Source organism: Catellatospora tritici (genome assembly GCF_019083965.1).
Lineage (GTDB): Bacteria > Actinomycetota > Actinomycetes > Mycobacteriales > Micromonosporaceae > Catellatospora > Catellatospora tritici.
This window is the reverse complement of sequence record NZ_JAHRCY010000016.1, coordinates 72,641-96,249: the sequence shown is the minus strand read 5'-3', so window position 1 is coordinate 96,249 and position 23,609 is coordinate 72,641. Positions and strand designations below refer to the sequence as shown.

The window sequence follows — 23,609 nt, the reverse complement described above, 5'->3', positions numbered from 1 at the left end:
GAGAGACCGATACACGGTGTATTAGTCGTGTCGACGGGGCCCTCCAGCCCTGCCGGATCCATGTTCGGCTAAGTCGTGCTGCGTGCCACTGCCAGTTCAAACCTGAACAAGTCGGCGCAACCTCAGCGGGCACCCCGACGCTCGCGAGGTGTCCCCGGCTGGCGGCCGCTTCCGACCAGCGCGACCCGGGCAAGCGGCCAGGAGGAGGTCTCGCCTTTCTCCGTCCGGGCATAGTCGGACACGATCCAGCCGCTGCGAGACCTTCGGCGGGGCGATCTCGTGACCGGCACCCCATTCTCGCCATCGCACGCAACCACTCACACGGCCAGATGAACGGAGGCAGCGTCGTCGCGTTTGGCTACGTACATCGCCTCGTCGGCTCTGTGCAGGGTGGCTTCGGCGGGCTCGTCGGGGCGGCGCAGCGCGATGCCCACGCTGATGCCGCATCCAGTGCCGGCGGCCGCCGCGACGAGCCTTTCGGCGACCCGTACGGCGTGGGCTTCGTCGGATACTTCAAGCACGGCGACGAACTCGTCACCGCCTACGCGGAAGACTTCGTCGCGGTCGCGCAGTGCCTGCCGCATGGCGGTGGCGACCGCAGTGAGGACTTTGTCCCCTTCGGCGTGGCCGTATGTGTCGTTGACCTGTTTGAAGCCGTCGATGTCGATGGCGAGCAGGGCGGTGTGTGAGGGGACGGTGGCCGCCAGCCGCCGGTTGAATGGGCCGAGGTTGCCCAGCCCGGTCAACCGGTCAAAATCGGCCAGGACCTGGAGCTGGCGCAGCGTGGACATGCGCTCGTAGCAGACCGCCGCATTCGCCATCAGCAGTTGCAGGACGCTGACGGTGCTCGGGTGCGAGCGCACGGCGAGTTCGTCCATGACGAGCATCGCGGCGTCCAGTTCGGGTGCTGCGGCCGGCCCTCGCACGGGGGTGGCTATCAGTGTGCGCACCCCGGCTTGGGTGAGCGGCTCGAATCCGCGTGCGTCCAGTCCGTCGGGATCGCCCTGCGACTGGGAGGCGCCGTAGTGGCAGGCCGCGTCGATCATGGCCGACAGGCATCGCGGGTCGAGTGCGGCGACGGTGTCGACCAGCCGTCGGGAGCCGGGCTCGGAGTACGTCGCAGCGACGTTGAGCGTATCGGCCCGCCATTCGATGATCGCTTCGGCGCTTCGTACGAGCAGGATGGCGCTGCCCAGCCCGCATATCTCCACCGCCGCGCGGCAGGCGTCGGCCGCCAGCTGTGTGGGGTCGTCGACGGCCGCGAACGCGAGAGTGTGGCGTAGCAGTTGCTCGGCGCGGGTCTCGCCGGGCGGGCCGCCGAGTTGGAGGATGCGGGTGCCGAGCAGCACGCCGACCTCGGTCAGCGCCGCGGTCCAGGCGTCGAGTTCGGTCATGATCCGGTCGCACTCCACGTTGAGCACTCCGAAGGCCGGCTGATCGCCGCCGGTGATCGGTGCGCAGACGACCGAGCCGACGGGGCGGCCCAGGTGCAGGCCCGCATATTCGATCGAGGCATTGGCGATGGCGGCGGCGTGTCCGGTCGCCAGCACGTGTCCCACGATGCCGTAGGTCACGGGGATCGCTCTGGGCGCCTGCCACGCGCCACTGCACGCGATCAAGGCCAGTTGGCTGCTGGTGGACAGCAGCGCTTCCACCGGCCCGCAGGCCCGGGCGTTCACGATCGATACGACCGCGTTGCAGGCACGGGTGACTGAGTCGCAGTCGGCGACGACCTCAGTCACCTCGTCAACCATGTCCCGTTCGATGGTCATGTCCACGTCACCCCCCGCCCGTAGGAGTAGCAACCGACGAGATGATCGCAGCACAGCGCTGGTCGAGCGGCAACCTTGTCGCGGCAATCAGGCTCGGGTGTCGGGTCTCAGTCCAGCCGCAGCACGGAGTGCATCTCCGAGATCAGGATCTCGGCGCCGTCGGCGCCGGTGATCCCTCTAACCGCCGGTGCGGTCGTCCGAACCGGCTCGCCTGCCTGGAGCTGCCCGCTACCTTCGAGTTCCACGGTGCCGCGGGCGGAGCAGGTCGACGAACGGAGTGGACGAATACTGCAGCGTCTGACCCGGACCCAGTCGTGCGGCGAGCAGGGTTGTGGATGCGGATGGCCGCGTCGTCGCGGTGCATGTCCATGCCGGAGGCCACCGGCACGAGGCCCGCGCGCAGGTGTTCGGCGGAAAGCTCCCGCTGCTCGTAGCCGGGGGTCACCCTGGCTCGTCGAGCCACCCACATCTGGATGAAGTGCACCGGTTCGTTGTGCGGCGTGCTCCGGTCCAGGCGCCAGAGTCTTGATCAAAAGGCCCACCAGGGTCCGGCACCGGACCCGGAAACATCGACACTCCGTGCCAGACCGACCGCCTGCTGCGGAGATCTCCTGTTCAGTGTGATCGGGAAACGGCGGTGTGGGCCGGGTGGTCGGCGTACGGTGACCATGGTCGGACCGGGCCGCGTGGATGCACCCCCGGATGGAGGAGTCGACCATGCTGAAGAGCAGGGTGTTCGCTGGTCTCGTGGGGCTGGTGGCAGCGGTGCTGCTGGCCGCGGCTGTCCCGGCGTCGGCGCAGCAGGCGCCACGCCAGGGTGCCCAGAAACAGACAAAGCCGACGATTGTTCTTGTACACGGCGCGTTCGCTGACTCGTCGAGCTGGAACGGGGTTATCCCGCTGCTGCAGGCGCAGGGCTACCAGGTGGTGGCGGCGCCGAACGACCTGCGCGGGGTGCAGAGCGACGCCGACGAGGTCGCCGCGATCCTCAAGAGCATCCCGGGGCCGATCGTGCTGGTCGGGCACTCGTATGGCGGAAATGTGATCACCAATGCGGCCGAGGGGAACCCGAACGTCAAGGCACTGGTGTACGTCGCCGCGTTCGCACCCGAGGTGGGCGAGACGGCGCTCGGGCTGACCGGGAAGTTCCCCGGCAGCACGCTCTCGAGCGCGCTGGCCAAGCCGGTGCCACTGCCGGGCGGCGGCAACGACATGTTCATCGACCAGGCGAAGTTCCACGACCAGTTCGCCGCCGACGTGCCGACCGCCCAGGCCGCCCTGATGGGGATCGGCCAGCGGCCGGTCACCGACACGGCGCTGAACGAGCCGTCGAAGAACGCGGCGTGGAAGAACATCCCGTCGTGGTTCGTATACGGCACCGCGGACAAGAACATCCCGCCGCAGGCGCACGCGTTCATGGCGCAGCGGGCCGCGGCCAAGGAGACGGTCGTCGTCGACGGCGCATCGCACGTGGTGATGGTCTCGCACCCGGATCAGGTGGCAAAGGTCATCGAGAACGCCGCCGCGGCGACCCAGTAGGCACCAGCGCGGGCACGCGCATACCGGACGTCGTCATCGATCGGAATGCGCGCGTTGGGCCTTGGTGTCTCTGCCGTTCAGTGGCGTGCCCCGGCAGCATGATCGAGGTTTCCGATCCACTTCAATGCGGACAGTGAGGGGAGGAAGAAGTACTCGCCGCCGCGCAGTACGTTGAACGTGTGGATGTCGTGGATGCGGCGTCTGACCGGTTCTCGTGGGATGGTGAACGTCGCCCCTTCCTCTTGCAGGCCGATGGTGGGGTCGCGTTCGTCGCCCAGGTCCATGAAGTTGCCGTTGTTGACCCATTCCTGCTGCAGGAACTCCAGCGTGGCCATCGCCTTGGCACTGATGAACAGAAAGTGGATGCCGCGGGCGATCTCGTCGTCGCTGTCGGAGATCGCGTCCGGATCGTAGGGTGCCCCATAGGTGGTGCTGCGCCGGATGATGCGATGAATGTTCACGTCCGCGAGTTGTGTCATGGTGGTGTCGCGTGGGTTCATCCGGCGCATGTGCGACCCGAGCGGCACGCGATGGCCTTGGGGGTCGTCGGCGTAGGTGAAGTCGTCGTTGCGGCGTGGATCCGCGCCGAGTGCCGGGTCGTCGCGTGTGGGGGCGAGGGTCAAGGGGGCGCCGCTGCGCCAGCGGCCTACCAGCTTGGCCGCGAGCAGTTCGCGCTCCTGCTCCGATGCGGCGTGTTCACGCAGGAAGCGGTTGAACGTACCGACGCGCGTCTGGTATTTGCGTAGTCCGAGAAAGGTGCCGTTGCGGCCCAGCAGGTCCGGGCAGGGCATCGGCAGCAGCTGCCCGGACTCGCCGGGGTAGCCGAGGATGAACTCGCCGGCCTTGATCGGGCGTCCCTGGCCCGGTAGCGCTTCGACGCCGCAGCCTTCGATGGCGGGCTGTCCGATCGAGTCCTTGTAGCCCATCGAGTTGCGGCTGTCGGGCTGGGCGCCGAAGTCTTGCTCCGTCACCACCATGACTCCGGCGACCTGGCATTGCCGTCGAGCTGTGTCCATTGTCTGACGCCAGGTCTGCTCGCTGCCGCTGAAGACGCTCACCCCGATGTGGATCTCACCCGTGCCGAACGGCTTGTCCCAGTTCGCGGGGGCGTTCACCCCGTGGTCGCGCAGCTGTTCGGCGCGGGACGCCATACCCACGCGGAAACTCTCAGGAAACGAGCGCAGCGAGTCATCCGGCAGGCCCAGGGCCACCAGCCCGGCGTAGCTGATGGCGACCGAGATCCAGGCCTCGTCTGCCTGCCACCAGTCGGCGGCGGAGGCGACGTGCGGGACGAGCCGCCGGACGAGTTCGCGGCCGGCGTCGGCATCTGCGATGTGCAGCATGAGGTGTGTGCCGAAGTACGGTTCGGGCCGGTAGCGCAGCACGGTCGCCTGGATCTCGTCGAGATCCACGGTGATGGGGCTCAGTTGGGGCGTCCCGCCGAGTCGGTCGGCCAGCGCCATGGCGTTCTCCTAGCGGAACCAGTGCGAGTGAGGTCGAAGCCGTGGTGCTAGTCGCCGATCTTGTCCAGGAACTCCTCGGTCGCGTCCCCGATCTTCTTGAGCCGGCTGATCTGCGCCACTGTGAGATCGGGGTGGGCGACGTACCAGCCTTCGGCATTGATCTGGCGCGCGGCGAGGTAATCCTTGGCGCCGGGGCTGCGGATGCCCGGCCAATCCTCAAAACAGCAGTCCAGGATGTCGAGGTAGTCGGGGATCTTCGTGGCGAAGTCGTCGATGTAGGTATCCCAGTCGCCGTCGAAGGTGGTGCAGAACAGCAGCCTCGTGTCGTTGTCCAGGAACACGAAGCGCATGTCGTGCAGGCTGCCGACCTTGGCCGCTCCCTCGAAGTTGCCTTCCAGCAGTTTCAGCAGCGCACGCAGCCGTTTGGCCCCGCCGGGGGCGAACGTGAACACGATGGTCAGCTCGGATACCTTGCCGACTCGGACACCGGCCCGGCCCGCGCTCTCCACCCGGTACTCGGGCTGCCGCAGGTGGGCGTCCAGCTCCGGAATCACATTCTCCAGCGCCTGCTTGCCGATCTCGGGTGCGTCAGCGAACAGCTCTCGCAGTTGCTTCACTTTCTCCTCGACGGTCAGGCCCGGTTTCGCCGTCGGCGACGGTGCAGTCATGGCTTACCGCCCTCTCAAAATGGTTGAATTGTCCTGGTTGAGCACGTCCCTGAGGTATCGCTGCCCGGCCTGATCAGGGCAGGACTGAATCCGCGCTGACGGGTTCGGTCTGCGGCTGACCGTTGAGGGTTCGGCGGACCTTTGCCGACGCGCTGTAGATCCGCCGTACGTTCATGATCTCGCCGAGCGGTCGGTGCTCGGAGGTGACGCGCCACTGGTTGAAGGCCAGTGCGTCGCCTTTGTCCACGTTCTCCGGGCCTGAGATGTCCTGGCGCGGGAGGTGTATGCGGGCGACGGTCACGAACGGAGACAACTTCTCGGGCCACTCCTGCGTCACCAGGTTGACGGGCATTGTGTCCAGGTCCGTGCACAGCTGCACCTGAAGATCGAAGTCGAACGGGCTCGCTCGCAGTTCATCGATCAGGACCGGCCGGAACACCTCCGGTCCGGCGGTGAGGTCGACCTCACGGTGGACGACATGTGCCGCGCTGTCCGCGGCCGGTGCGATGCGGAACTTGGCAACGTAGTCGCCGTGCCGGACGGCGCCCATCGACCAGAATGTGGTCAGCAGGGGGTTTCGCGCTGGAACCTGGACCGCGGTGAGGAACGCGAGCAGCTCATCCCACGCCCAGTCGGATGGCGCCAGCGTGCCTTTGCCCGTGAGGAAGTCGGTCAGGAGTTCATGGAAACCGGCCCTACCTCGCGCCAGATAGTCCGTGAGATGGCCGGCGATATCTTCGATGAATAGATAGTGTCGGGCCGTATTTGCGATGAAGACCGGCGTGTTCTTGAGCACGAGGTCGAACGTGCTGGTGTCAGGTTCCTCATCGACCAGCTTGCGCCCGTCGACGTCGAATAACTTGATCGCGAAGCCGAGGCCCGCACCGAGCTGCGCGTCAGGGCCTAGATGACCGGATGTGCTGGAGAAGCGGATCAGGGCGTCGTGGCGGCCCGGCTTGGCATAGACACCCTGCGCGTACGCAGCCGACACGTCGGCGAGTATCTCCACCTCTGCCTTGACCAAGCCGAACGACTTCGCGTGCGCTCCCCGCAAGGCCCGACCGGCGCCCTCGGTCTTGGGCGAGACACGAGCCTTTCCCTCCCAGAACTCGATGATCTGCGCCAGCACCTCGTCGAGGTTCGGGTCCACGGTCTCGATGTCCGGGGCGTAGTGAACGAACTCAGGTGACATGCGCCGGACCCCCTTATGCCGATCTCGCAGTCAGGGCGACATGCCATATATCGCCTGGGATGACCCCTACTCCCCGAGTGGATAATTTTATCCGCAGGGGTTCGGGTAGTTCAGGCGTTTGGCGCCCCTGGCGAAGCACGACGCAGCCGCTGCATCGAGTAAGCACATGATCGATGTCAGACTCGCGCGGTCGGCAGCCTGGTATGCGCCCAGGTCCGCAGCAGCGGTCCTGCGGTAATCTCGGCGTGTCGACGCCTCGTGCCGATCCGGATCATTCCAGGTCGAGTTCGCGCAGGCCGTTTCGAGGATCTCGTCGGCGTTGCCGGACAGGATCGTGCGGGTGGGGTACAACGTGAAGCCCTTGAGCTGCGCAGGGGTGATCTTAGGCGATAGGGAGATCTCGTGGCGGGTGGTGTGGACGTCGATCACGGCCGGGCCGTCGTGAGCGAACGCGGCCCGCAGCGCATCGCCGAGATCGCCCGCCTTTCCCACCGCACACCATGGAGTCCGATCGCTTTGGCGACCTCGGCGAAGTCGGGGTTGTCCAGGCCGGTGGCGTAGGGTGACGATGCCGCCGGCTTTCATCTCCAGTTCCACGAATGACAGCGCGCCGTTGTCGAACACCACGACTTTGACCGGCAACTGCAGCTGACGCAGCGTTCCTGTGATTTAGCTGCCCGGACGGGTGGAGGCGTGCCTCCACCCGTCCGGGCAGGCGGTGCGGATCAGGCTTGCGAGTTTCCGGAGTCAGGTCGGCGCTTGGCCGCGTCGAGGATCATCTTCGCCGTGGCCTGTGCCTGCTTGTTGTCGATCAACCCGCAGACCAACACGCTTGTCCCAGTTCCAGGTCAGCGACCAGGTCGTCCGACTTGATATGCGCCGGTCCCGGCCGTCCGGGACCGGCGCCTGCACGACGATCAGCTGTGCTCGGTATCCAGGATCTTGCGCAGGAACGCCGTGGACAGCTCCAGCGCTGCCTGACTGGCCGCGGTGTCGCGCAGCAGGTCGACCATGACAAAGTCGTGCACCACACCCGCGAAACGCACGGCCGACACCGGCACCCCCGCCTCACGCAGGTTCGCCGCGTAGGCCTCGCCCTCATCGCGCAATACGTCGGCTTCGCCGGTGAGCACCATCGCCGGCGGCAGCCCGCGCAACTGTTCCGAACTCGCCCGCAATGGTGACGCGGTGATCTCGGCGCGCTGCTTCGCATCGGTGGTGTACTGGTCCCAGAACCACTTCATGCCGTCGCGGTAGAGGTAGTAGCCCTCGGCGAACTGGCGGTAGGACTCGGTGTCGAAGTTCGCGTCGGTCACCGGGTAGAACAGCACCTGCCCGACCAGCCGCACGTCACCGCGCTCCTTGGCCATCAGCGTCAGCGCGATCGACATGTTGCCGCCCACCGAGTCGCCGACCACGGCCATCCGAGCGGCGTCGAGCTGCTTCTCGCCCGCGTGCTGCATCACCCACTGCGCGACGGCGTAGTTCTGCTCGATCGCGGTCGGGTACTTCGCCTCCGGGGAGCGGTCGTACTCGGGGAACACCACCGCGGCATGCGAGCGAGTGGCCAGCTCGCGGACCAGGCGATCGTGGGTGTGGGCGCTGCCGAACACCCAGCCCGCCCCGTGGATGTAGAAGATCACCGGCAGGGTGCCGGTCGCCCCGGCCGGCTTGACGATACGCACCGGCACGATGCCGGTCGGCCCGCCGTGGACCTGGATCCACTCCTCGGTGATCTCCGGCTTGGGAACATCGGGCGAGGACTGTACGTCTTCCAGGATCTGACGACCCTGCTCCGGCGGCAACTGGAAGAGAAACGGCGGCTTGCTGTTCGCCTCAGCGAACTGCTGGGCTGCCTTCTCTAGCACCACACGTCGGGTGCGCGTAGCGGATGTCATGCCATTCCCCCATGGTGATCGAAACAGCGGGCGCGAGAACTCCTCGGCTCTGCCTCTTTACGAGCCTAGAGAACACCTGCGGCAGATGACACGAAACCCACAGATCGTGCGCTGCCGGCAAGGGGGCTGCTGTGCCGGGGCTCCTCGGATTCAGGTTTCATGTACGACCCGAACGCGGCGTGCACGGACGCGCCAGCGGGCGGCGACGGTCGGGCGATGTGGTCAGTTCGCTCCCTCGTCCGCCGCGTGCCGCGATAATGGGCTGGGCTTCTTCATCGTCGAGCCTCGACAACCACCCCACAACCGCCCGTGCCACAAACACGCGAACAAGGGGTGGACGATGCCAGGACTCGCCGACCTCACGGTCGCGACCCTGAAAGCATCGGGCCTACGCCGCGTGAATGCGTGCCAGGCGACTCGACCGGCTCGACGCGGCGATCATTGGTCCGGATTCGGGAGGAGGGTTCTCTACTGTGACCGCGCAAAATGGCGTCGAGGGTGAGGTCCGCGGGTGGTACAGCGCCTACTTCGACGCGTTCGTGCACCTTGCGACAGGTGAGCGCGATGATCTGGAGTCGCTGCTCGACTTCTACGGCGTGCCGATGACGGTCGTCAGTGACGGCGGCTACCGGGTCCTGGCCACCCGTGAGGCAGTGCTGGACTTCGCCCACGACGCCATCGACCCGTTGCTGCGCGCCGGCTATGCGGGCACCGAGCTGCTGCGACTCGACATCCGACCGCTCGACTCGTCCGCCGCGTTCCTCGAGGGCCTGTTCTCTCGCCGCAACCGTGACGGGAAGGAGATCGACCATGCCGGAGCGGCCTACCTGGCCGTGAAAACGGGCGTGGGATGGCGCGTCGCGTCGTTCGTGCTCCGGACCACGGGCCCGCCCGAGCGTGCTCCCAGCGAAGGAGTGAGGTGATGCTCACCGTCAGCTGGCGGCGGACGCCTCGCGTGAAGTGGCGCTGCCCAAAACTGTGATCGAACAACAACACAGCGTGTCGCCAACGCAGCACTGAAGCTCCTCACCCAGCCACTGCCACGTCTGTACCAGCGGTCGGTTCCCGACCACCGCACGGTGGCGAAGCGCTGCTGCCACGTTCCCGGTCACACCGGCGCCTTCGAGTCGAAGACCGGCAGGACCGAGTGCAGGTAGCGCCGAGAAGGGGCCACACCTACGACAGGAAGGCCTTCGCTGAGTTCCACAGGACGCCGCGGTTGACCCGGTCGGGGTAGCGCGCAACCATCGCCTCGAACAGGTCAGCGAACCCGGCGGCTTGTGCTGCTGCCGCGGTGAAGTCGTTGATGTAGCCGCGTGTCCGGCCGATCTGTTCCGGGTCGTCGGGACCGCCGTCTTCTTTGTGACCCGCCACAACCGCCCGGGGCTGGAGCCGTTCGAGGATGTCGAGGGCGTCGAGCCACTGCTGCGCACCGGTTTCCTTCGCTTCGGCGAGATACAGGTGGACATTGCCGTAGACGACGTCGCCCGCGACTGCCAGCCCGATGGACGGCACGTGCAGCACACTGCTGCCGTCGGTGTCGGTATGGCCCGTCTCCACCGCCCGCAGTTCGTGGCCTTCCAACTCGAACACGCCATCGACCAGCGGCTGTGCCGAAACACGCTGGGCGAAGAGCTGGTCAGGGAAGCGTGGCTGCCAGAATCCGTCGAACCATCGCGGGCCGTACTGGGCATCCATGTGCGCGACCACGCCCGGTGCAGCGACGACGCGCGCGTCGGGGAAGCGTTCGAGGATCGCCGGAGCGCCGAAGAAGTGGTCGCCGTGGGCATGGGTGACGAAGACGGTGGTCACGTTCTTGCCGGTACTGACGACCCAGTCCGCGAGCGCCCGCGACTCGTCGACGGTCAGCAGCGGGTCCACCAGGACCGCGTCGTGCTCGCCGTGGATGAGCGTAGACGCGGTGGGCGACCACATCCTTCGAGCCTCGCCCGGCGGCAGATCGTCCGACACCGCGACCTTCGACGGTGCCACGTAGACCGAGTATTCGAGCTGCGCCATAGTGATCCCCTCTTATTCTCCCAATATATCCGCTTTGTCTGCTTCATGCCTGATCTTGCGCGCTTCGCGCCAGCTCCGCCACCGGCAGCGACCCGGCGGGCCGCCGCTCGCGCGCGAACGTGGTGGCAAGCCGCTGGAGCAACTCGTTCAGCGGGGTCGGCACGCCGTGCATGCGGCCCAGCAGGACGATCTCGCCGTTGAGGTAGTCGGCGTCGATGGTGCCCGTGCCACGGATCAGGGACTGCCAGGAGGAGCCGCCGCCGCCACCGGCCCAACGCACCTTGTCGCCGCGCGCCTCCTGCTGTTCTCGCGCGCTCGCGTACGGGATCCCGGCAGCCCTGAGCACCGCCTCGCCCTCACCGCGAACCTGTTCGTACAGCCGCCGTGCCTGCTCCCCCGCGACCGGCCCGCACAGAGCGTCGATCGCGTTGGCGAGGTTGCCCAGCAGTTTGGCGTACTGCCAGCGCGCGACGTCGTGGACGACAGGGGCCTCGAAGCGGGCGGTCTCCAGATCGGTGGCGATGCGGCGGACGGTGTCGTCGACGCCGTGGGGATGGCGCCCGAGGTGCAGGATGCCGGTGAGCGGGGCGCCGGGCGCGGAGACGACCCCTGGTTCGACGAAGGTGGACGGCAGCCACACGCAGACGCCGTACACGCGGCGGAAGCGGCGCAGCGCCATCCGCTGGCTCTCGACGCCGTTCTGCGCGCACACGACCGGCAGCCGCTGCGCGGCCGTGCCACCGCCTGCCACGGGCGCCTGGCCCCAGGTGTCCAATGCGGCCTCGGCGTCCTGCGTCTTGACGGTCAGCACGAGCACGTCCTCCGTACGCAACGCATCCAGCTCGTCCGGGTCTTCGACGACGGGCAGCCGGTGAACCCGTTCGCCGTCAGGGCCGCGCCAGCGCAGCCCGCCCGCCTTCAGCGCCGTGTAATGCGCCCCCCGCGCCACCAGGACCACCTCATGCCCCGCCTCGGCGAGCCGCGCCCCGATGGTTGCCGCCTCCGGACGACACGCAACGAACCGGCATTATCCAGTCGAGGCTCATCTGGGTCGTAGTGGGAGCTGATCTCAAGATGGCCGAGCATTCCGGTGGGCTGCCATGCAGGGAGGGCGCGGTGTCCCGCTCGACGTGTGGATGCCTCGGCTGTTCACGGGGCTCGTGAGCCACCGCGGAGAAACTACGAGGCGCATGTCGGTAGCCGGGTTCAAACTTGTGTTGCGTTCTGCAGAAGGGTGTGGTCGTGACCGGCGAGTTGATGGCTCCGATGACCGAGGAACTCCTGTGGGCCAACGTCATGCGCCCGCGCATGCCACTCGTCTACCTGGACCTGAACACGATCATCTACATCGCTCGGTCGCTGCGCGGTGACACGAAGGTCCCAGAAAGCTACGTCGACCTGTACAAGGCGGCACTGCGAGCGAAGTCCGAGCAGCGGGCCATGTTCCCGCTCAGCGGTGAGCACCTGTGGGAGATCTCGAAGATCACCGACCCGAAGCAGCGTGGCGACCTCGCCGACATCCTCGAAGCCCTGTCCGACTACAACTACCTGCTGGACCGCATCGTCATCGCTAGGCTCGAGTTCGAGGCCGGTATGGCGAAGATCATGGGCGAAGATATCTCCGGGAAGAGCGTGGCGCTCGTCCGGCCGACGTTCGGCCATGCGTTCGGGTGGGTCGGCGGGTTGAAGATCCGCAACAGCGACGGCGGCGACGGCTCCGAGGCCGTTCGTGCACAGATGACCGACGCCGACTTCGCCAAGCTGACGGCGAGGATGAAATACGAGATGGAGCGCGGCATGCTGCGGGGCCCATCTGATGAGGACCTTGAGGTCCTCCGGGCCGATCCGAATTACAAGCCTGAGGTGGCGATCGAAAGCCAGAAGCAGCGAGCCCTACGAGAGCTGGACGGCCTGCCGACGGTAGTTGCGCCCGATCTGTTGGTGCCCCATCCGATCCCGCGGCCGTTCGGCTAGGAGCGCGTTTCGCTCGAGCAGGCGACGTCTGGCCATCAGCCACTGGTGACCGGTGCTACGACCACAGCCAGCCAGGGTTGGTCGTCGTGACCGGCCGCAGCTTTCTCATCGGCTGCCCATCGCCGTCTGGCGTGACCCTCATTATGGTTCGCCCCGCCGGTCGCCGCGGCGTATAGGCCATGTAGCGGGTCGTGTAGCAGGTCAGGGCCGAAGGTCGACCCGGTCGCGATACCACTATGCGGCCAAGCCCAGAGCCGTAACGCTGGAGCCGACGTGGCGCAGGACCGCTGTGTACCGGGCCAGCGCCTGCTCGGCGTCACCGTCTCCGCAGTACGCCACCGTGTAGGTTCGTCGCCGCCGGAGTTGGCGTCCTCAACGGCGAACTCGTCGAGATGGCGCTCGTCGAAGTCGCTCCACCCGCCCTTTGCGCGGGCTTCTCCGGATCCCGTCCGTCACCGCCGCCGACCGCACAGCACCACCCAGACCAGGCCGTTCAACGCGAGTAGAACCGCGCCCAGACCCCATGCCGTCCAGTCCAGGGGGGACCTCAGCCAAGGCCAGACGAGGTACAGCGAAGCCAGCGAGATGCCGGGGAACACGAGGCCGACAACCAGGCTGATCAGCACCGGCCGCAGACTTCCTCTGTTGTCCTGGAAGTACCGCTCATACTGGAACAGTCGCTGGTCGCCTATGTACTGCGCCAGCAGCGGCGCCTGGTGGTCGCGGATGTATGTCGCGATGACGGTGGCGTCGCGTGCCTCGCCGAATGCCAGCAGTCCCAGTGCGCCGGAGATCACGGGCAGCATCAGCAGCAGCCGGATGTCGGCCCGCTGCGTAATGACGATCCCGCCGATACCGGCTATTGCCGTCAGGTTGAGGTTGATTATCGTGCTTTGCGTTCCGAGTTTTTGAAGAAGCTCGGCGCGCAGTGACGCATACTCCGCGAGCACGGCGTCTGCCGCCTTGCCGGGATTCAATTCAGGTGCTCCCACACCTTCTCCTCATAGGCATTTGCAGGCACGGCAGCCTGATGTCCATATCGTAATTGAAAATGTCTTTCACCCCGGAACGGCAGTACAAGTGAGTATCTCGCGCGTTTGCGATGCCGGCTGGATATGTGGCAAAGCAGGCCTGCGGTCGCTGTGACCGACGGCGGTCATTGCCCGGCTACTCGCAGGTCCTGGTCGCTGTCCGCAGCGGTCCTCGGCGCCGGCTCGGTGCCGAAGGCCAGCAGATGGCGATGCAGTGTCGACAAGCTGCGTCCCACGCTCAGCACCGTGCCGTCGGGCCGCACGAGCGCGGCCCGCGCCCTTGCCTGCCTGAGCCAGCGGTGGAGTTCGCCGCCACGTGGGGCGTGCACGACGACTACTCCGGCGGATGTCAGATCGGCTTGTTCTGCGGCGGACGGCTGCTCGCAGCCGACGTATGCGAACCGGCCCGCGGCGACGTCGTCGAAGCGCCGACCGTCGTCCAGCAGCGCGTTCGGGCACAGCTGTCCGGCCAACGTGCGGCCGAGCCGCGGCCGGGCCACCAGTGCCGAACGCGACAGCGCCGGTGTCTGGCTACTGCCGGCCAGCCTCCTGAACGCGGGCAACACGCGCAGCCACCGCAGGACAGCGCGGCCCACCGACCCGACCAGGGGCCTGTCGTCAGTCATCATCACCCCGACGAGAATCGCCAGTCGGATCATCGAGCGGGCGTGAGCAGCGCGCTCGGTCTGGTAGCTGTCGAGCACGGACTCGGGCAGCGTACCGCCGACTACTCCGGCGAGTTTCCAGGCGAGGTTCATGGCGTCGCGCAGGCCGGCGGCCATGCCCTGGCCGACGAACGGCGGGGTGAGGTGGGCGGCGTCGCCGAGCAGGAACACGCGGCGGTCGCGCCACCGGTCGGCGACCTGCGCGCGGAAGGTGTACTCGGTCATGCGGACGATCTGCAGCCGGTCGGCCGGCACGTCTGCGGTCCATCTGGCGATGAGCGGATGCAGCCGGGGCATGTGGCGGTAGTCGTCGGCGGTCTCGCCGGGGGTCAGCGCGAACTCCCAGCGGTGGCGGGTCGTGCCGACGCGCATGTAGGTGGCGGCCCGCCGCGGGTCGCAGACCTGGTGGACGCCTTCCCAGTGGCCGAGGTCGGCGTCGGTGTCCACGTCGAGGACGAGCCAGCGCTGGGTGAACCTCAGGTCCGTCATCGTGGCCCCGATCGCGGTACGCGTCGGGCTGTTGGCGCCGTCGCAGCCGAGGACGTAGCCCGCCCGGACGCAGTGTTGTTCGCCGGTGGCCAGGTCCGTGAAGTCGACCCGCACACCGTCGGTCTGCTGTGTGAGGGCGGTGACTTCGACGTTGCCGCGAAGGGTGGCGGTGCGGTACCGCTTCAGGTTGTCGCGCAGCAGCTGCTCCAGCTCAGGCTGGTCGAACATGCTCCCCTCGGGCAAGCCGTGCCGGCCGCCGTCGCGACGGCGCCGGAATTCGGCCAGTACGCGCAGGTTGCGGTCGAGCAGGCGCATGCCCTGGTGTGGCCGGGAGGCGGCGGCGAACTCCTCGCCCAGCCCGAGGCGGGCGATGATCCGCTGGGTTTCGTCATCGACAGCCACGGCACGAGGCTGGGGATAGACCGACTGCCACCGCTCGAGCAGCAGACACTGCACGCTGTACTGGGCCAGCAGCGTCGCGGCGGTCAGCCCAGTGGGGCCGGCGCCGACTATCACCACGGGCACCATGGTCACGCCCCGGCCAGAAGCAGGATCAGGTACGCGACGGCGAGCAGGGCGCAGACGATGGCCGGGGCGGCTTTGCGCGGGCCGTCGCCTTTGCGTACGTGTACGACGATGGCGCCGGTGAGCAGGAGCAGCAGTCCGGCCGCGGCCAGCGCGCCGATCAGCGGCTGGATCAGTCCAAGGAGCACTCCGACGGCGGCGGCGAGTTCGAGCGCTCCGATGCGGCGGTAGGCGGCGGTGGTGAAGCCTGCCTCGGCGGCGAGTTCGCGCATGGCCGGCACGGCCCTGACCTTCGCGGTGCCCAGGGCGGCGAAGGCCAGGGCGAGCAGTACCGCGAGGATGGTGGTGGGCAGTGTCATGGTGTTACCTCCGTGCGCCAGGCGATGGTGTACTGGTCCAGGACCGCTTTGACGGCCGCTTCGTCGGCAGCCGATCGAACCGTGATGACGGCTGTCGGGGTGCTGCCCTCGACGGCGATGTCGATCTCTTGTACTGCGGTGATGTCGCGCAGTGCGGTGTGCAGTTCGGCCCGGATCGCGTCCATGCGTAGGGCGAGGCGGTAGAGCTTGCCGACGGCAGTGGCGGGCAGTTCGTCGAGGATGGTGACGGTCTTGGGTGCGGCGGTGGGATCGGGCACGCGGTCGCGGGCCCAGTCGCGCAGCTGCTCCTGTGTCGCGGTGGCACCCGAGGCGAGGGTGACGTAGGCGACGGGGACCTCCCCGGCGTGCCGGTCGGGCCGGCCGACGGCGCACGCCGCCACGACGTCGGGATGTGACGTGAGCGCGTCTTCGACGATGGCGGGGTCGATGTTGTGCCCGCCGCGGATGATGAGGTCCTTGGCGCGGCCGGTGAGGTGGACGAAGCCGTCGGCGTCGACGTGCCCCAGGTCGCCGGTGTCCAGCCAGCCGTCGGTCAGCTTGCCGAGCCCGTGCAGGACGTGGCCGTGGCTGTCGCGGCCGGTGACGTAGCCGGCAAAGACGGTCGGGCCGCTGATGGCCAGCACGCCGGTGCCGCCGGCGGGCAGCGTGTGCCAGGTGCCGTCGGTGGCCATGGCGATCGCTTTGACGTGCTGGTACGGCAGGCGCTGACCGACCGACCCGGGTCGTGGCGCGTCGGGGAAGGTGCGTGCGGTGGCGCAGGTCGCCTCGGTGAGTCCGTAGCCCTCGACCAGGGTGGCGCCGGTGTGCGCCTGGAAGCCGTCGCGGACGGCGGCCGGCAGCGGTGATGCGCCCACCATTGGGTGGCGCAGGCTGCTGATGTCGGCGTCGACCGGATATCGCGTCAAGGCCGCGTACACCGTGGGTACGGCGCTCATGGCGGCGATGCGGTAGTGCTCGACGATCTGCCAGAACTCCGGGAACAGGTCGGGGTCGCGGTAGCCGAGCGGGCCGGCCCACACCACGTGCTGGCCCTTGAACAGCGGTGCCAGCAGCGTGACCACGAGCGCGTTGACATGGAACAGCGGAAGGGCCGCCAGGACCACGGTCTGCTGGTCGAACATGGATCCGGCGGCCAGCATCCAGGCGTCGGCGACCTCGTTGGCGTGGGTGTGCGCGGCCAGCTTCGGTGCGCCGGTGGTGCCGCCGGTGTGGAAGATCGCAGCCAGGTCGCCGCGGCGGGGCAGGTCACCGCCGAAACCCGACGGGTCCATCGCGGCGGCCTGCTCGGCGAGGTAGCCGATGCGCACGCCGTCGACGACCGGCAGCGGCTGCAGTCCGCCCGCGGCAGCGGTGGGGCCAATCGCCAGTACGGTGTCGAGTATGCCGTCGCCGATGAGCGCCTGTGCGGTGTCCCACGTACCGGGCGCGAGGTCGGGTCCGGCCGTGACCAGCACCCGGGCGCCGCTGCGGCGCAGCAGCTCCGCCAGGTGCTGCCGGGACAGGCCGCCGCCGAGTGGTGCGGCGATCCCGGCGAGTTGAGCGGCGAGCGTCGCGGTGACCAGCTCGGCGCAGTTGGGTGACATCAGCGCCACCGCGTCACCGCGTCCGACGCCGACATGGTGCAGCAGGTTGGCGTAGCGGTGGACATCGGCCAGCAGTTGGGCGAAGGTGCGCTGCGCCGGCTCGCGCCAGCGCGCGGCGGTGGGTAGGACGCTGACGGCGGTGCGGTCGGGCCAGTGCTCGGCCGCGCGCGCAAGCAGGGCGTAGGTCGACTCGGGTAGGCCCCGTTCCTGCAGGGGCACGGCTTCGATCGCGGCGAGGTCGCCGGGTGTGGCATAGGGAGGCCACAGCAGCTGTTCTGTCATCGGGCGTCCCGGACAACCGTGCGCTGGGTGCCGAGGTCGATCGTGGCGTCGTCGGTGGCGATCGTGGCCTCGACGATGTCGCCGTCCTTGAGGTACTTGGGGTTGCGGGCCTGGCCGGCGAAGAACAGCTTCCACCTGGTGGCGGGCGGCAGTAGCGAGGCGATGAACTGGACCGGCTTGGGCGGCGCGCTGAGCGCGGTGCCGACCGGTGTCCCGGTGAGCAGCAGGTCACCGGGTTCCAGCTGCTGGAACCGGGTCAGGCTTTGCAGCGCCCGGACCGGGGAGTAGATCATGTCGGCGGCTGTCTGGTCCTGCCGCAGCTCGCCGTTGACCCGCAGCGTCAGCCGCAGGTCGGTGAAGCGTTTGAGCTCGTCGGCGTCGAGCAGCACCAGCAGCGGGCCGACCGGGGTGAATGTCGGGTAGGACTTGGCCTCGTAGAACTGGGTCTGGGGCAGCTGGACGTCGCGGGCGGAGACGTCGTTGGTGACGACCAGCCCGGCGACGTAGTCGGCGAGGTTGTCCTCGGTGACGGTCGTGCCGACCGGCATCTGCCGCCCGATGACCAGGCCGATCTCCGCCTCGTAGTCCAGCAGGCGCACGTGGGCGGGCCGGACCACGTCGTCGTACGGGCCGCTGATCGAACCGGACGTCTTGCGGAAGAAGGTCATCGGGACGGTGGCGGGATCGCCGCCGGTGTCGGTCACGTGCGAGGCGTAGTTGGTCATCTGTGCCACGACCCGGCATGGTGCCGTCACCGGCGAGACCAGGGCCAGCGTGTCGACCGGGACGGTGTCGGCGCTTGCGGTCGCGGCGGCGATGGCCAGCCCGTCGGCGAGCAGTTCACCGGTGGTGGTCGCCTCGGTGGCGATCTTGGCCGCGCCGGTGGGTGTGCGCGCCCACCAGGCGTCGGCGGTACGCAGGACGGAGATGGTCATGTGGTGGCAACTTTCATCAGGCCGCGAAGGCGGTGCAGGTCGAACTCGTTGTCCTCACGCAGTGCGGCGGCGACCGCGCGTAGTTCGGCAAGTGCTTGCCGGCCGGGTTTGATCCCGAGGAAGTCACTGGTGGCGGGCGGACCCCACTGGGCCAGGCCGGAGGCAGTCATCGGTGCCCAGCCCGCCTCCAAGGTGCTGTCGAACAGGTCGCCGTCGCTGAAGTGCTCCACCAGGAAGCCGTCCGGGTCGCGCCAGTAGTCGAAGATCTGGCTGCCCTGGATGTGGCGGCCTATGCCCCAGGACCGCCGGTAGCCGTGCTGGCGCAGGTGCTCTCCGCCGGCTGCCAGCGCGTCGAGGTCAGCGACCTGGTAGGCGGAGTGCACGTATCGGTTGGCGGGGCCGAGGGCAAGCGCGAGGGTGTGGTGGTCGGTGGGCATGGGGCCGCGGTCGCAGCGGATGAAGCTCATCACCGGGCCGCGTTCGCGCTGGCCTTGGTAGTAGAGGAAGTCGCTGACGATCAGGCCGAGGTGCTGCAGATACCAGTTGAGCGTCTGCACGTATTTCGTCGACTGCAGCACGACGTGGCCGAGCCGCTGCACCCTGGCCGGCTCGCGCGGCGGCCGCTGGGTGTGGTTGAGCCGCACCGGGTCGTGCCCGACGTTGCACGGCAGCGGCTGCTGCGCGGGCAGTGCCGGCAGGTCGTGTGTGTCGGCCACGACGCGTACGCGGGTCCCGTTCGGGTCGACCAGGTCCACGCTTACCCCGCCGAGGCTTTCCGGTAGCGGTGCGACTGTCGTGCCGGTGGCCTCGGCAAGACGCAGCACGTCGCGGGCGTCGACGGCCGTGAAGGCCGGGCCGATGAACCGCGAGCGCGGGCCGCGGCGGATCAGAACGCAGGGGGCTGCCCGGTCCGTGCCGCGCAGATGAAGCTCCTGCTGGGTGCGTAGTGACGTCGTGAAGCCGAACGCGTGGGCGAACATCTCGGCGCGCTGCAGGTCCGGTTTGTGGAACTCGAGCCAGGCCAGGTCGCGCACCTTGATGATCGGCTGACGGGCCCGGCCAGGGTGCTCCTCGGGCAGCGCGCCGTGCTCGCTGTGCAGACCGGTGTGCGGGTCGTGCATCGTCGACACCCTCCTCGAAAGGTCTTGATGAAATCATCACCTACGAGGAGACTGTCAGTCAAATGTTTGAGGTTTTCGTCATCGCTGACTTGTGTCGCTAACATTGATGATTTACGACTGTGAGGTGGCCGGTCATGGGCCAGAACAGCACAGACATCGCCAGTAGGCAGGAACGGCGCAAAGCGCGTACCAGGGCGGCGCTCATACAGGCCGCGCAGTCCGTCGTCGCGGCAGGCCGGTTGAACGCGCCCATCCTCGAGATCACCCAGGCGGCCGACGTAGGGATGGGCTCCTTCTACAACCACTTCGACAGCAGAGAACAGCTGTTCCGAGCCGCGGTCGAGGATGGCCTGGAGCGCCGGGGGAACCAGTTCGACGAATTGAGCGCCAGCCTGGACGACCCGGCCCACGCCTTCGCGCAGAGCTTCCGATTGACCGGGCGGATCCATCGCAGAGAACCCGGGCTCAGCCAGGTTCTGTTCACGTTCGGGCTGGCCATGGCCACGGTCGACAACGGCCTCGCGCGGCGCGCCAGCCGTGACATCGACCGCGCGGTGCTTGCCGGCCGCTTCATCGTCCCTGACACCGACCTGGCCATGGTTGTGGTCGTCGGCGCCGTTTTGTGCCTCGGGCGCCTGCTGCACGACCAACCCGAACGCGACCACGCCACATCGACCGACCTGGTCGCACAAACCGTGCTGCGCATGCTGGGCATGCCGGGCGAGGAGGCGAGCGAGCTATGCCAACGTCCGCTACCCAGCCTGATCGATCCCCCGTTGACGAAACGGGCCGTTGAGCCACGACACCTGGCCAACGAGCAGCCTCCAGGCCTCGAGTAGTTGTCGGGTAGGCGTAAGGCTTCCCTGGTAGCGTAAATGCTGACGAGGCGTGGGGTGAGGCCTTCCTGCGCCGAGCGACCACTGCGAATGATGAGCCGCCAGGCGCGCCGCAGGCCCCAGCTAGGTCTTGCCGGCAGCCCCAACGGATGGCCACGGACATCGCACACGTTGGCACCCGGCGGACCGCTGTCGGGCTGGACGAGATTCGCTTTCCCCGGCTGGGCCGACTGGCGGCAACCGCGCGTAGCCGAGATACCGCCAGGACCGGTGGGACGGCCAGGATGGAAGGAGACTTCCGATGCGGATCGTCGTGGACCTGAACCGGTGCCAGGGATACGCACAGTGCGTGTTTCTGGCGCACGAGGTCTTCAGGCTCAGCGGTGAGGAGACGCTCGCCTACGACCCGAACCCCGATGACGAGCGCCGCCTTCAAGTCGAGCGAGCCGCCGCGGCCTGCCCCGTCCAAGCTATCGTGATCGACCGCCTGGAAGGTGCGCAGCCGCGGAGCGTGCCGTCATGACCGTGCCGGCCAGGGTCGCAGAGCTGGTGCGCGACTTCAAGGCCAACGGCCGGATCGTCATCGTCGGCGCCTCCCTGGCAGGATTGCGCGGCGCCGAAGCCCTGCGGAAGGAAGGCTTCACGGGACCGCTGACGATCATCGGCGACGAGCCCTACGAACCCTACGACCGCCCGCCGCTGTCCAAGCAGGTGCTCAAGGGCTGGGTGCCGGCCGAAAACACCCAACTCCCCCGCTTGCGGGAACTGGATGCGCAGTGGCGCCTCGGCGTGGCCGCGACCGGGTTGGACCGGACCGAAAAACAGGTCGTGCTGGCCGACGGTGAACGAGTGCCGTATGACCGGTTGATGATCGCCACCGGCACCCGCGCACGCCAGTGGCCGAACCCTACCGAGGCCGCGCTGGAGGGGGTGTACACGCTGCGCTCGCGTGACGACGCCGCGCGGCTGCGACAGGCGCTGGCGGCGGGGCCGTCGCGGGTCCTGGTGATCGGCGGCGGGTTCATCGGCTGCGAAGCGGCCTCGGTGTGCCGGGAACTCGACATCCCGGTGACCCTCGTCGAGCGGGGCTCGGCGCCGCTGGCCGGGGCGCTCGGTGGGGTGATCGGCGAGATCGCCGCGCAGATGCAGCGCGACCACGGCGTCGACCTGCGCTGCGAGGTGGGCGTGTTGTCGTTGGAGGGCGACGCGAGCCGACACGTGCGCCGGGCCCGGCTCTCCGACGGCACCACCGTGGAGGCCGACGTGGTGCTGGCCTCGCTGGGTTCGGTCCGCAACGTGGAATGGCTGGAGGGATCGGGGCTGGCGGCCGGGTTCTGGGGTGTCGGCTGCGACGCCGGCGGTCGTGCGTTCGACATCAACGGCGTGGTGACCGACTCCGTGTACGTGGCAGGTGACGTGGCGCGCGCGCCCCACGTGCTGTACGAGTACCAGTTCCTGGCGATGGAACACTGGGACAACGCCGTCCTCGGAGCCGAGGTCGCAGCCCACAACATGGTGAACCTGGAGCCCGACTACCGCCCGCATCTGCTGCTGCCCGGGTTCTGGTCCGGCCAGTTCGGCGTCAACATCAAGTCCGTCGGCGTGCCGCCTTTCGGTGACGAGATCGCCTTCACGCAGGGCTCGGTTCAGCAGCGACGCTTCGCCGCCGCGTACGGCCGCCGGGGGCGCATCGTCGCCGCCGTCACCTTCAACAGTGGCAAGTGGCTGGAGTACTACGGGCGGCTGATCGAGCAGTCGGCGCCGTTCCCGCCTCCGCCATCGGGCTGGGACCGGCCCGACGACATGAAGCCGGTCCCGGCTGAGTTCCCGGAGCCGGGCGTCCCGGCGGCGACGTCCGACGTCGTCTTGACCGGCCACGACCCGAACCAGCGGACGGCTGAGTTCCGGCCTCGGGGTCACTGACCCGCCTGGCGATCGAGCGTGGTGACCGGCAGCAGCAACAGGAAGGAGGCGAGCCTCATGGCCGAGGAAACGCCCTGGCAGCAGGCCCTCCGCGACGTCAACCGCGCCAATCCGTACCCGTTCTACGAACAGCTGCGCAAGACCCCGGTGTCGCGCCAGCCCGACGGTGTGTACGTCGTCAGCACGTACCGGGAGGTCGTCGAGCTGCTCCACGACCCCAGGGTCAGCTCGGACACGAGGAAGCGCCCCGGGGCGATCCCGGGGGTCGACCCCTTCGAGGCGACGATCATCACCGAGGACCCGTCGGAGCACGATGTGGATCGCCGTCGGGTGATGCGCCACTTCGGGCCGCCCGAACGTCCCCACATGATCGCCGACATGGAGCCCGAGATCCGGCGCATCTTCGCCGAACTGCTCGACGGCATGAAGGGCAAGACCCGTGTCGACGTGGTCGACGAGTTCGCCTTCCCGGGGCCTGTGACCGTCATCTGCAAGGTTCTGGGCGTGCCGCTGGAGTCGATTCCGCTGTTCCACGACTGGATCGAGACAGCCCTCGACGGGCTGGACCTCGGCCCGCAGGCCAGCGACCCGCAGCAGCAGCACCGCCTGGCGGCGGTGCCCGCTCGGGTGGCCCAGATGAAGCAGTTTCTGGCCGACCTGTTCGACCAGTACCGCAAGCAGCCCGGCCCAGGAATGTTGTCGGCGATGTGCAACGACACCGGCCCGGAAGGCCGCTTGCCTGAGGGGTCGCTGGTCAGCAATGCGATGCTCATGCTCTTCGCCGGGCATGAGACGACGGTCAACCTGATCGCCCACAGCGTGCTGTCCCTGCTGCGTCACCCCGACCAGCTCGAGAAACTGCGCCACAGGCCCGAGCTCATCGTGCCCGGGATCGAGGAGCTGCTGCGCTTCGAGTCGTCGGTCCAGTTCTGGCACACCCGCTCCGCCCTCGAAGACATCGAGATCGCCGGCACCACCATCCCGGCGGGCTCGACGATCTTCGTGTGCTACGGCTCGGCCAACCGCGATCCGCTCCGGTTCGCCAACCCCGACAAGCTCGACCTCGAACGCCCGGACAACGAGCACGTCGGGTTCAGCCAGGGCATCCACTACTGCTTCGGTGCCCCGCTGGCGCGCCTGGAGGTCCAGGTTGCGGTCAGCGAGTTCTTCCGCCGCGTGCAGAACCCGCGGCTCGTCGAGGATCCGCCGCCGTACCGCCACAACCAGATCTTCCGCGGCCCACGCCACGTGCTGGTCGACATCGACGGGATCGGCGACTGACTCGCAGCGGTCGCTGCACCTGCTGGGACCGGG

General features: G+C 68.0%; 21 protein-coding genes. 7 read left to right on the top strand and 14 right to left on the bottom strand.

Annotated features, from left to right (window positions below; genetic code table 11):
* Positions 1-317: 317 nt before the first annotated feature.
* Positions 318-1,772, bottom strand: coding sequence for a GGDEF domain-containing protein (locus tag KUA19_RS29950; protein ID WP_217401283.1), 1,455 nt, complete (start codon positions 1,770-1,772; stop codon positions 318-320).
* Between the two features lie 717 nt (positions 1,773-2,489).
* Between KUA19_RS29950 and KUA19_RS29945 the strand changes: the two genes are divergently transcribed.
* The gene (locus KUA19_RS29945; RefSeq protein WP_217401281.1) at positions 2,490-3,311 is read left to right on the top strand and encodes an alpha/beta fold hydrolase; all 822 of its coding nucleotides are present in this window, start codon (positions 2,490-2,492) and stop codon (positions 3,309-3,311) included.
* Positions 3,312-3,388: 77 nt separating this feature from the next.
* Here the strand turns inward: KUA19_RS29945 and KUA19_RS29940 are convergent, their stop codons facing one another.
* The 5 genes from KUA19_RS29940 to KUA19_RS29920 form a co-directional block, all read right to left on the bottom strand.
* On the bottom strand, positions 3,389-4,774 hold the full coding sequence (locus tag KUA19_RS29940; protein WP_217401279.1) for a Dyp-type peroxidase: 1,386 nt from the start codon (positions 4,772-4,774) through the stop codon (positions 3,389-3,391).
* A gap of 47 nt (positions 4,775-4,821) precedes the next feature.
* Entirely contained in the window at positions 4,822-5,442 is a 621-nt protein-coding gene (locus KUA19_RS29935; protein ID WP_217401277.1) for a hypothetical protein, read from the bottom strand.
* 73 nt (positions 5,443-5,515) lie between these two features.
* Positions 5,516-6,634: a catalase family protein gene (locus KUA19_RS29930; RefSeq protein ID WP_217401275.1), complete on the bottom strand. Its 1,119-nt coding sequence runs from the start codon at positions 6,632-6,634 to the stop codon at positions 5,516-5,518.
* Positions 6,635-6,721: 87 nt separating this feature from the next.
* Entirely contained in the window at positions 6,722-7,282 is a 561-nt protein-coding gene (locus KUA19_RS29925; RefSeq protein ID WP_302563255.1) for a thiamine pyrophosphate-dependent enzyme, read from the bottom strand.
* Positions 7,283-7,551: 269 nt separating this feature from the next.
* The gene (locus KUA19_RS29920) at positions 7,552-8,502 is read right to left on the bottom strand and encodes an alpha/beta hydrolase (protein WP_308167720.1); all 951 of its coding nucleotides are present in this window, start codon (positions 8,500-8,502) and stop codon (positions 7,552-7,554) included.
* Positions 8,503-8,933: 431 nt separating this feature from the next.
* Between KUA19_RS29920 and KUA19_RS29915 the strand changes: the two genes are divergently transcribed.
* Positions 8,934-9,455 (top strand): DUF6841 family protein, encoded by a 522-nt coding sequence (locus KUA19_RS29915; protein WP_217401269.1) that lies wholly within the window; start codon positions 8,934-8,936, stop codon positions 9,453-9,455.
* 253 nt (positions 9,456-9,708) lie between these two features.
* Here the strand turns inward: KUA19_RS29915 and KUA19_RS29910 are convergent, their stop codons facing one another.
* Both KUA19_RS29910 and KUA19_RS44700 read right to left on the bottom strand, forming a co-directional pair.
* Positions 9,709-10,551: an MBL fold metallo-hydrolase gene (locus KUA19_RS29910; RefSeq protein ID WP_217401267.1), complete on the bottom strand. Its 843-nt coding sequence runs from the start codon at positions 10,549-10,551 to the stop codon at positions 9,709-9,711.
* 43 nt (positions 10,552-10,594) lie between these two features.
* Positions 10,595-11,542, bottom strand: coding sequence for a ketopantoate reductase family protein (locus KUA19_RS44700; protein WP_217401454.1), 948 nt, complete (start codon positions 11,540-11,542; stop codon positions 10,595-10,597).
* A 251-nt stretch (positions 11,543-11,793) separates the two neighbouring features.
* Here KUA19_RS44700 and KUA19_RS29900 point away from each other — a divergent pair, with 251 nt between their 5' ends.
* Positions 11,794-12,525, top strand: a complete 732-nt coding sequence (locus KUA19_RS29900; protein ID WP_217401265.1) for a hypothetical protein — start codon at positions 11,794-11,796, stop codon at positions 12,523-12,525.
* Positions 12,526-12,977: 452 nt separating this feature from the next.
* Here the strand turns inward: KUA19_RS29900 and KUA19_RS29895 are convergent, their stop codons facing one another.
* The 6 genes from KUA19_RS29895 to KUA19_RS29870 form a co-directional block, all read right to left on the bottom strand.
* Positions 12,978-13,517 carry a hypothetical protein gene (locus KUA19_RS29895; protein WP_217401263.1) on the bottom strand — a complete coding sequence of 180 codons (540 nt, stop codon included), beginning with the start codon at positions 13,515-13,517 and terminating at the stop codon, positions 12,978-12,980.
* Positions 13,518-13,681: 164 nt separating this feature from the next.
* Positions 13,682-15,238 (bottom strand): bifunctional 3-(3-hydroxy-phenyl)propionate/3-hydroxycinnamic acid hydroxylase MhpA, encoded by a 1,557-nt coding sequence (gene mhpA, locus KUA19_RS29890; protein ID WP_254550311.1) that lies wholly within the window; start codon positions 15,236-15,238, stop codon positions 13,682-13,684.
* Positions 15,239-15,240: 2 nt separating this feature from the next.
* A complete protein-coding gene (locus KUA19_RS29885; protein ID WP_217401259.1) occupies positions 15,241-15,594 on the bottom strand; it encodes a DoxX family protein in 354 nt (117 codons plus the stop codon).
* The gene (locus KUA19_RS29880; RefSeq protein WP_217401257.1) at positions 15,591-17,480 is read right to left on the bottom strand and encodes an acyl-CoA synthetase; all 1,890 of its coding nucleotides are present in this window, start codon (positions 17,478-17,480) and stop codon (positions 15,591-15,593) included. Before KUA19_RS29880 ends, KUA19_RS29885 begins: the two co-directional genes overlap by 4 nt.
* Positions 17,477-18,415 (bottom strand): fumarylacetoacetate hydrolase family protein, encoded by a 939-nt coding sequence (locus KUA19_RS29875; RefSeq protein ID WP_217401255.1) that lies wholly within the window; start codon positions 18,413-18,415, stop codon positions 17,477-17,479. The genes KUA19_RS29880 and KUA19_RS29875 overlap by 4 nt, the downstream gene beginning before the upstream one ends.
* Entirely contained in the window at positions 18,412-19,536 is a 1,125-nt protein-coding gene (locus KUA19_RS29870) for a VOC family protein (RefSeq protein ID WP_217401253.1), read from the bottom strand. The genes KUA19_RS29875 and KUA19_RS29870 overlap by 4 nt, the downstream gene beginning before the upstream one ends.
* Before the next feature lie 134 nt (positions 19,537-19,670).
* Here KUA19_RS29870 and KUA19_RS29865 point away from each other — a divergent pair, with 134 nt between their 5' ends.
* The 4 genes from KUA19_RS29865 (at position 19,671) to KUA19_RS29850 (ending at position 23,576) form a co-directional block, all read left to right on the top strand.
* Entirely contained in the window at positions 19,671-20,375 is a 705-nt protein-coding gene (locus tag KUA19_RS29865; protein WP_217401251.1) for a TetR/AcrR family transcriptional regulator, read from the top strand.
* A 298-nt stretch (positions 20,376-20,673) separates the two neighbouring features.
* On the top strand, positions 20,674-20,895 hold the full coding sequence (locus KUA19_RS29860; protein ID WP_217401249.1) for a ferredoxin: 222 nt from the start codon (positions 20,674-20,676) through the stop codon (positions 20,893-20,895).
* Positions 20,892-22,295: an NAD(P)/FAD-dependent oxidoreductase gene (locus KUA19_RS29855; protein ID WP_217401247.1), complete on the top strand. Its 1,404-nt coding sequence runs from the start codon at positions 20,892-20,894 to the stop codon at positions 22,293-22,295. Before KUA19_RS29860 ends, KUA19_RS29855 begins: the two co-directional genes overlap by 4 nt.
* 57 nt (positions 22,296-22,352) lie before the next feature.
* Positions 22,353-23,576 (top strand): cytochrome P450, encoded by a 1,224-nt coding sequence (locus KUA19_RS29850; RefSeq protein WP_217401245.1) that lies wholly within the window; start codon positions 22,353-22,355, stop codon positions 23,574-23,576.
* The last annotated feature ends 33 nt before the right edge of the window (positions 23,577-23,609 follow it).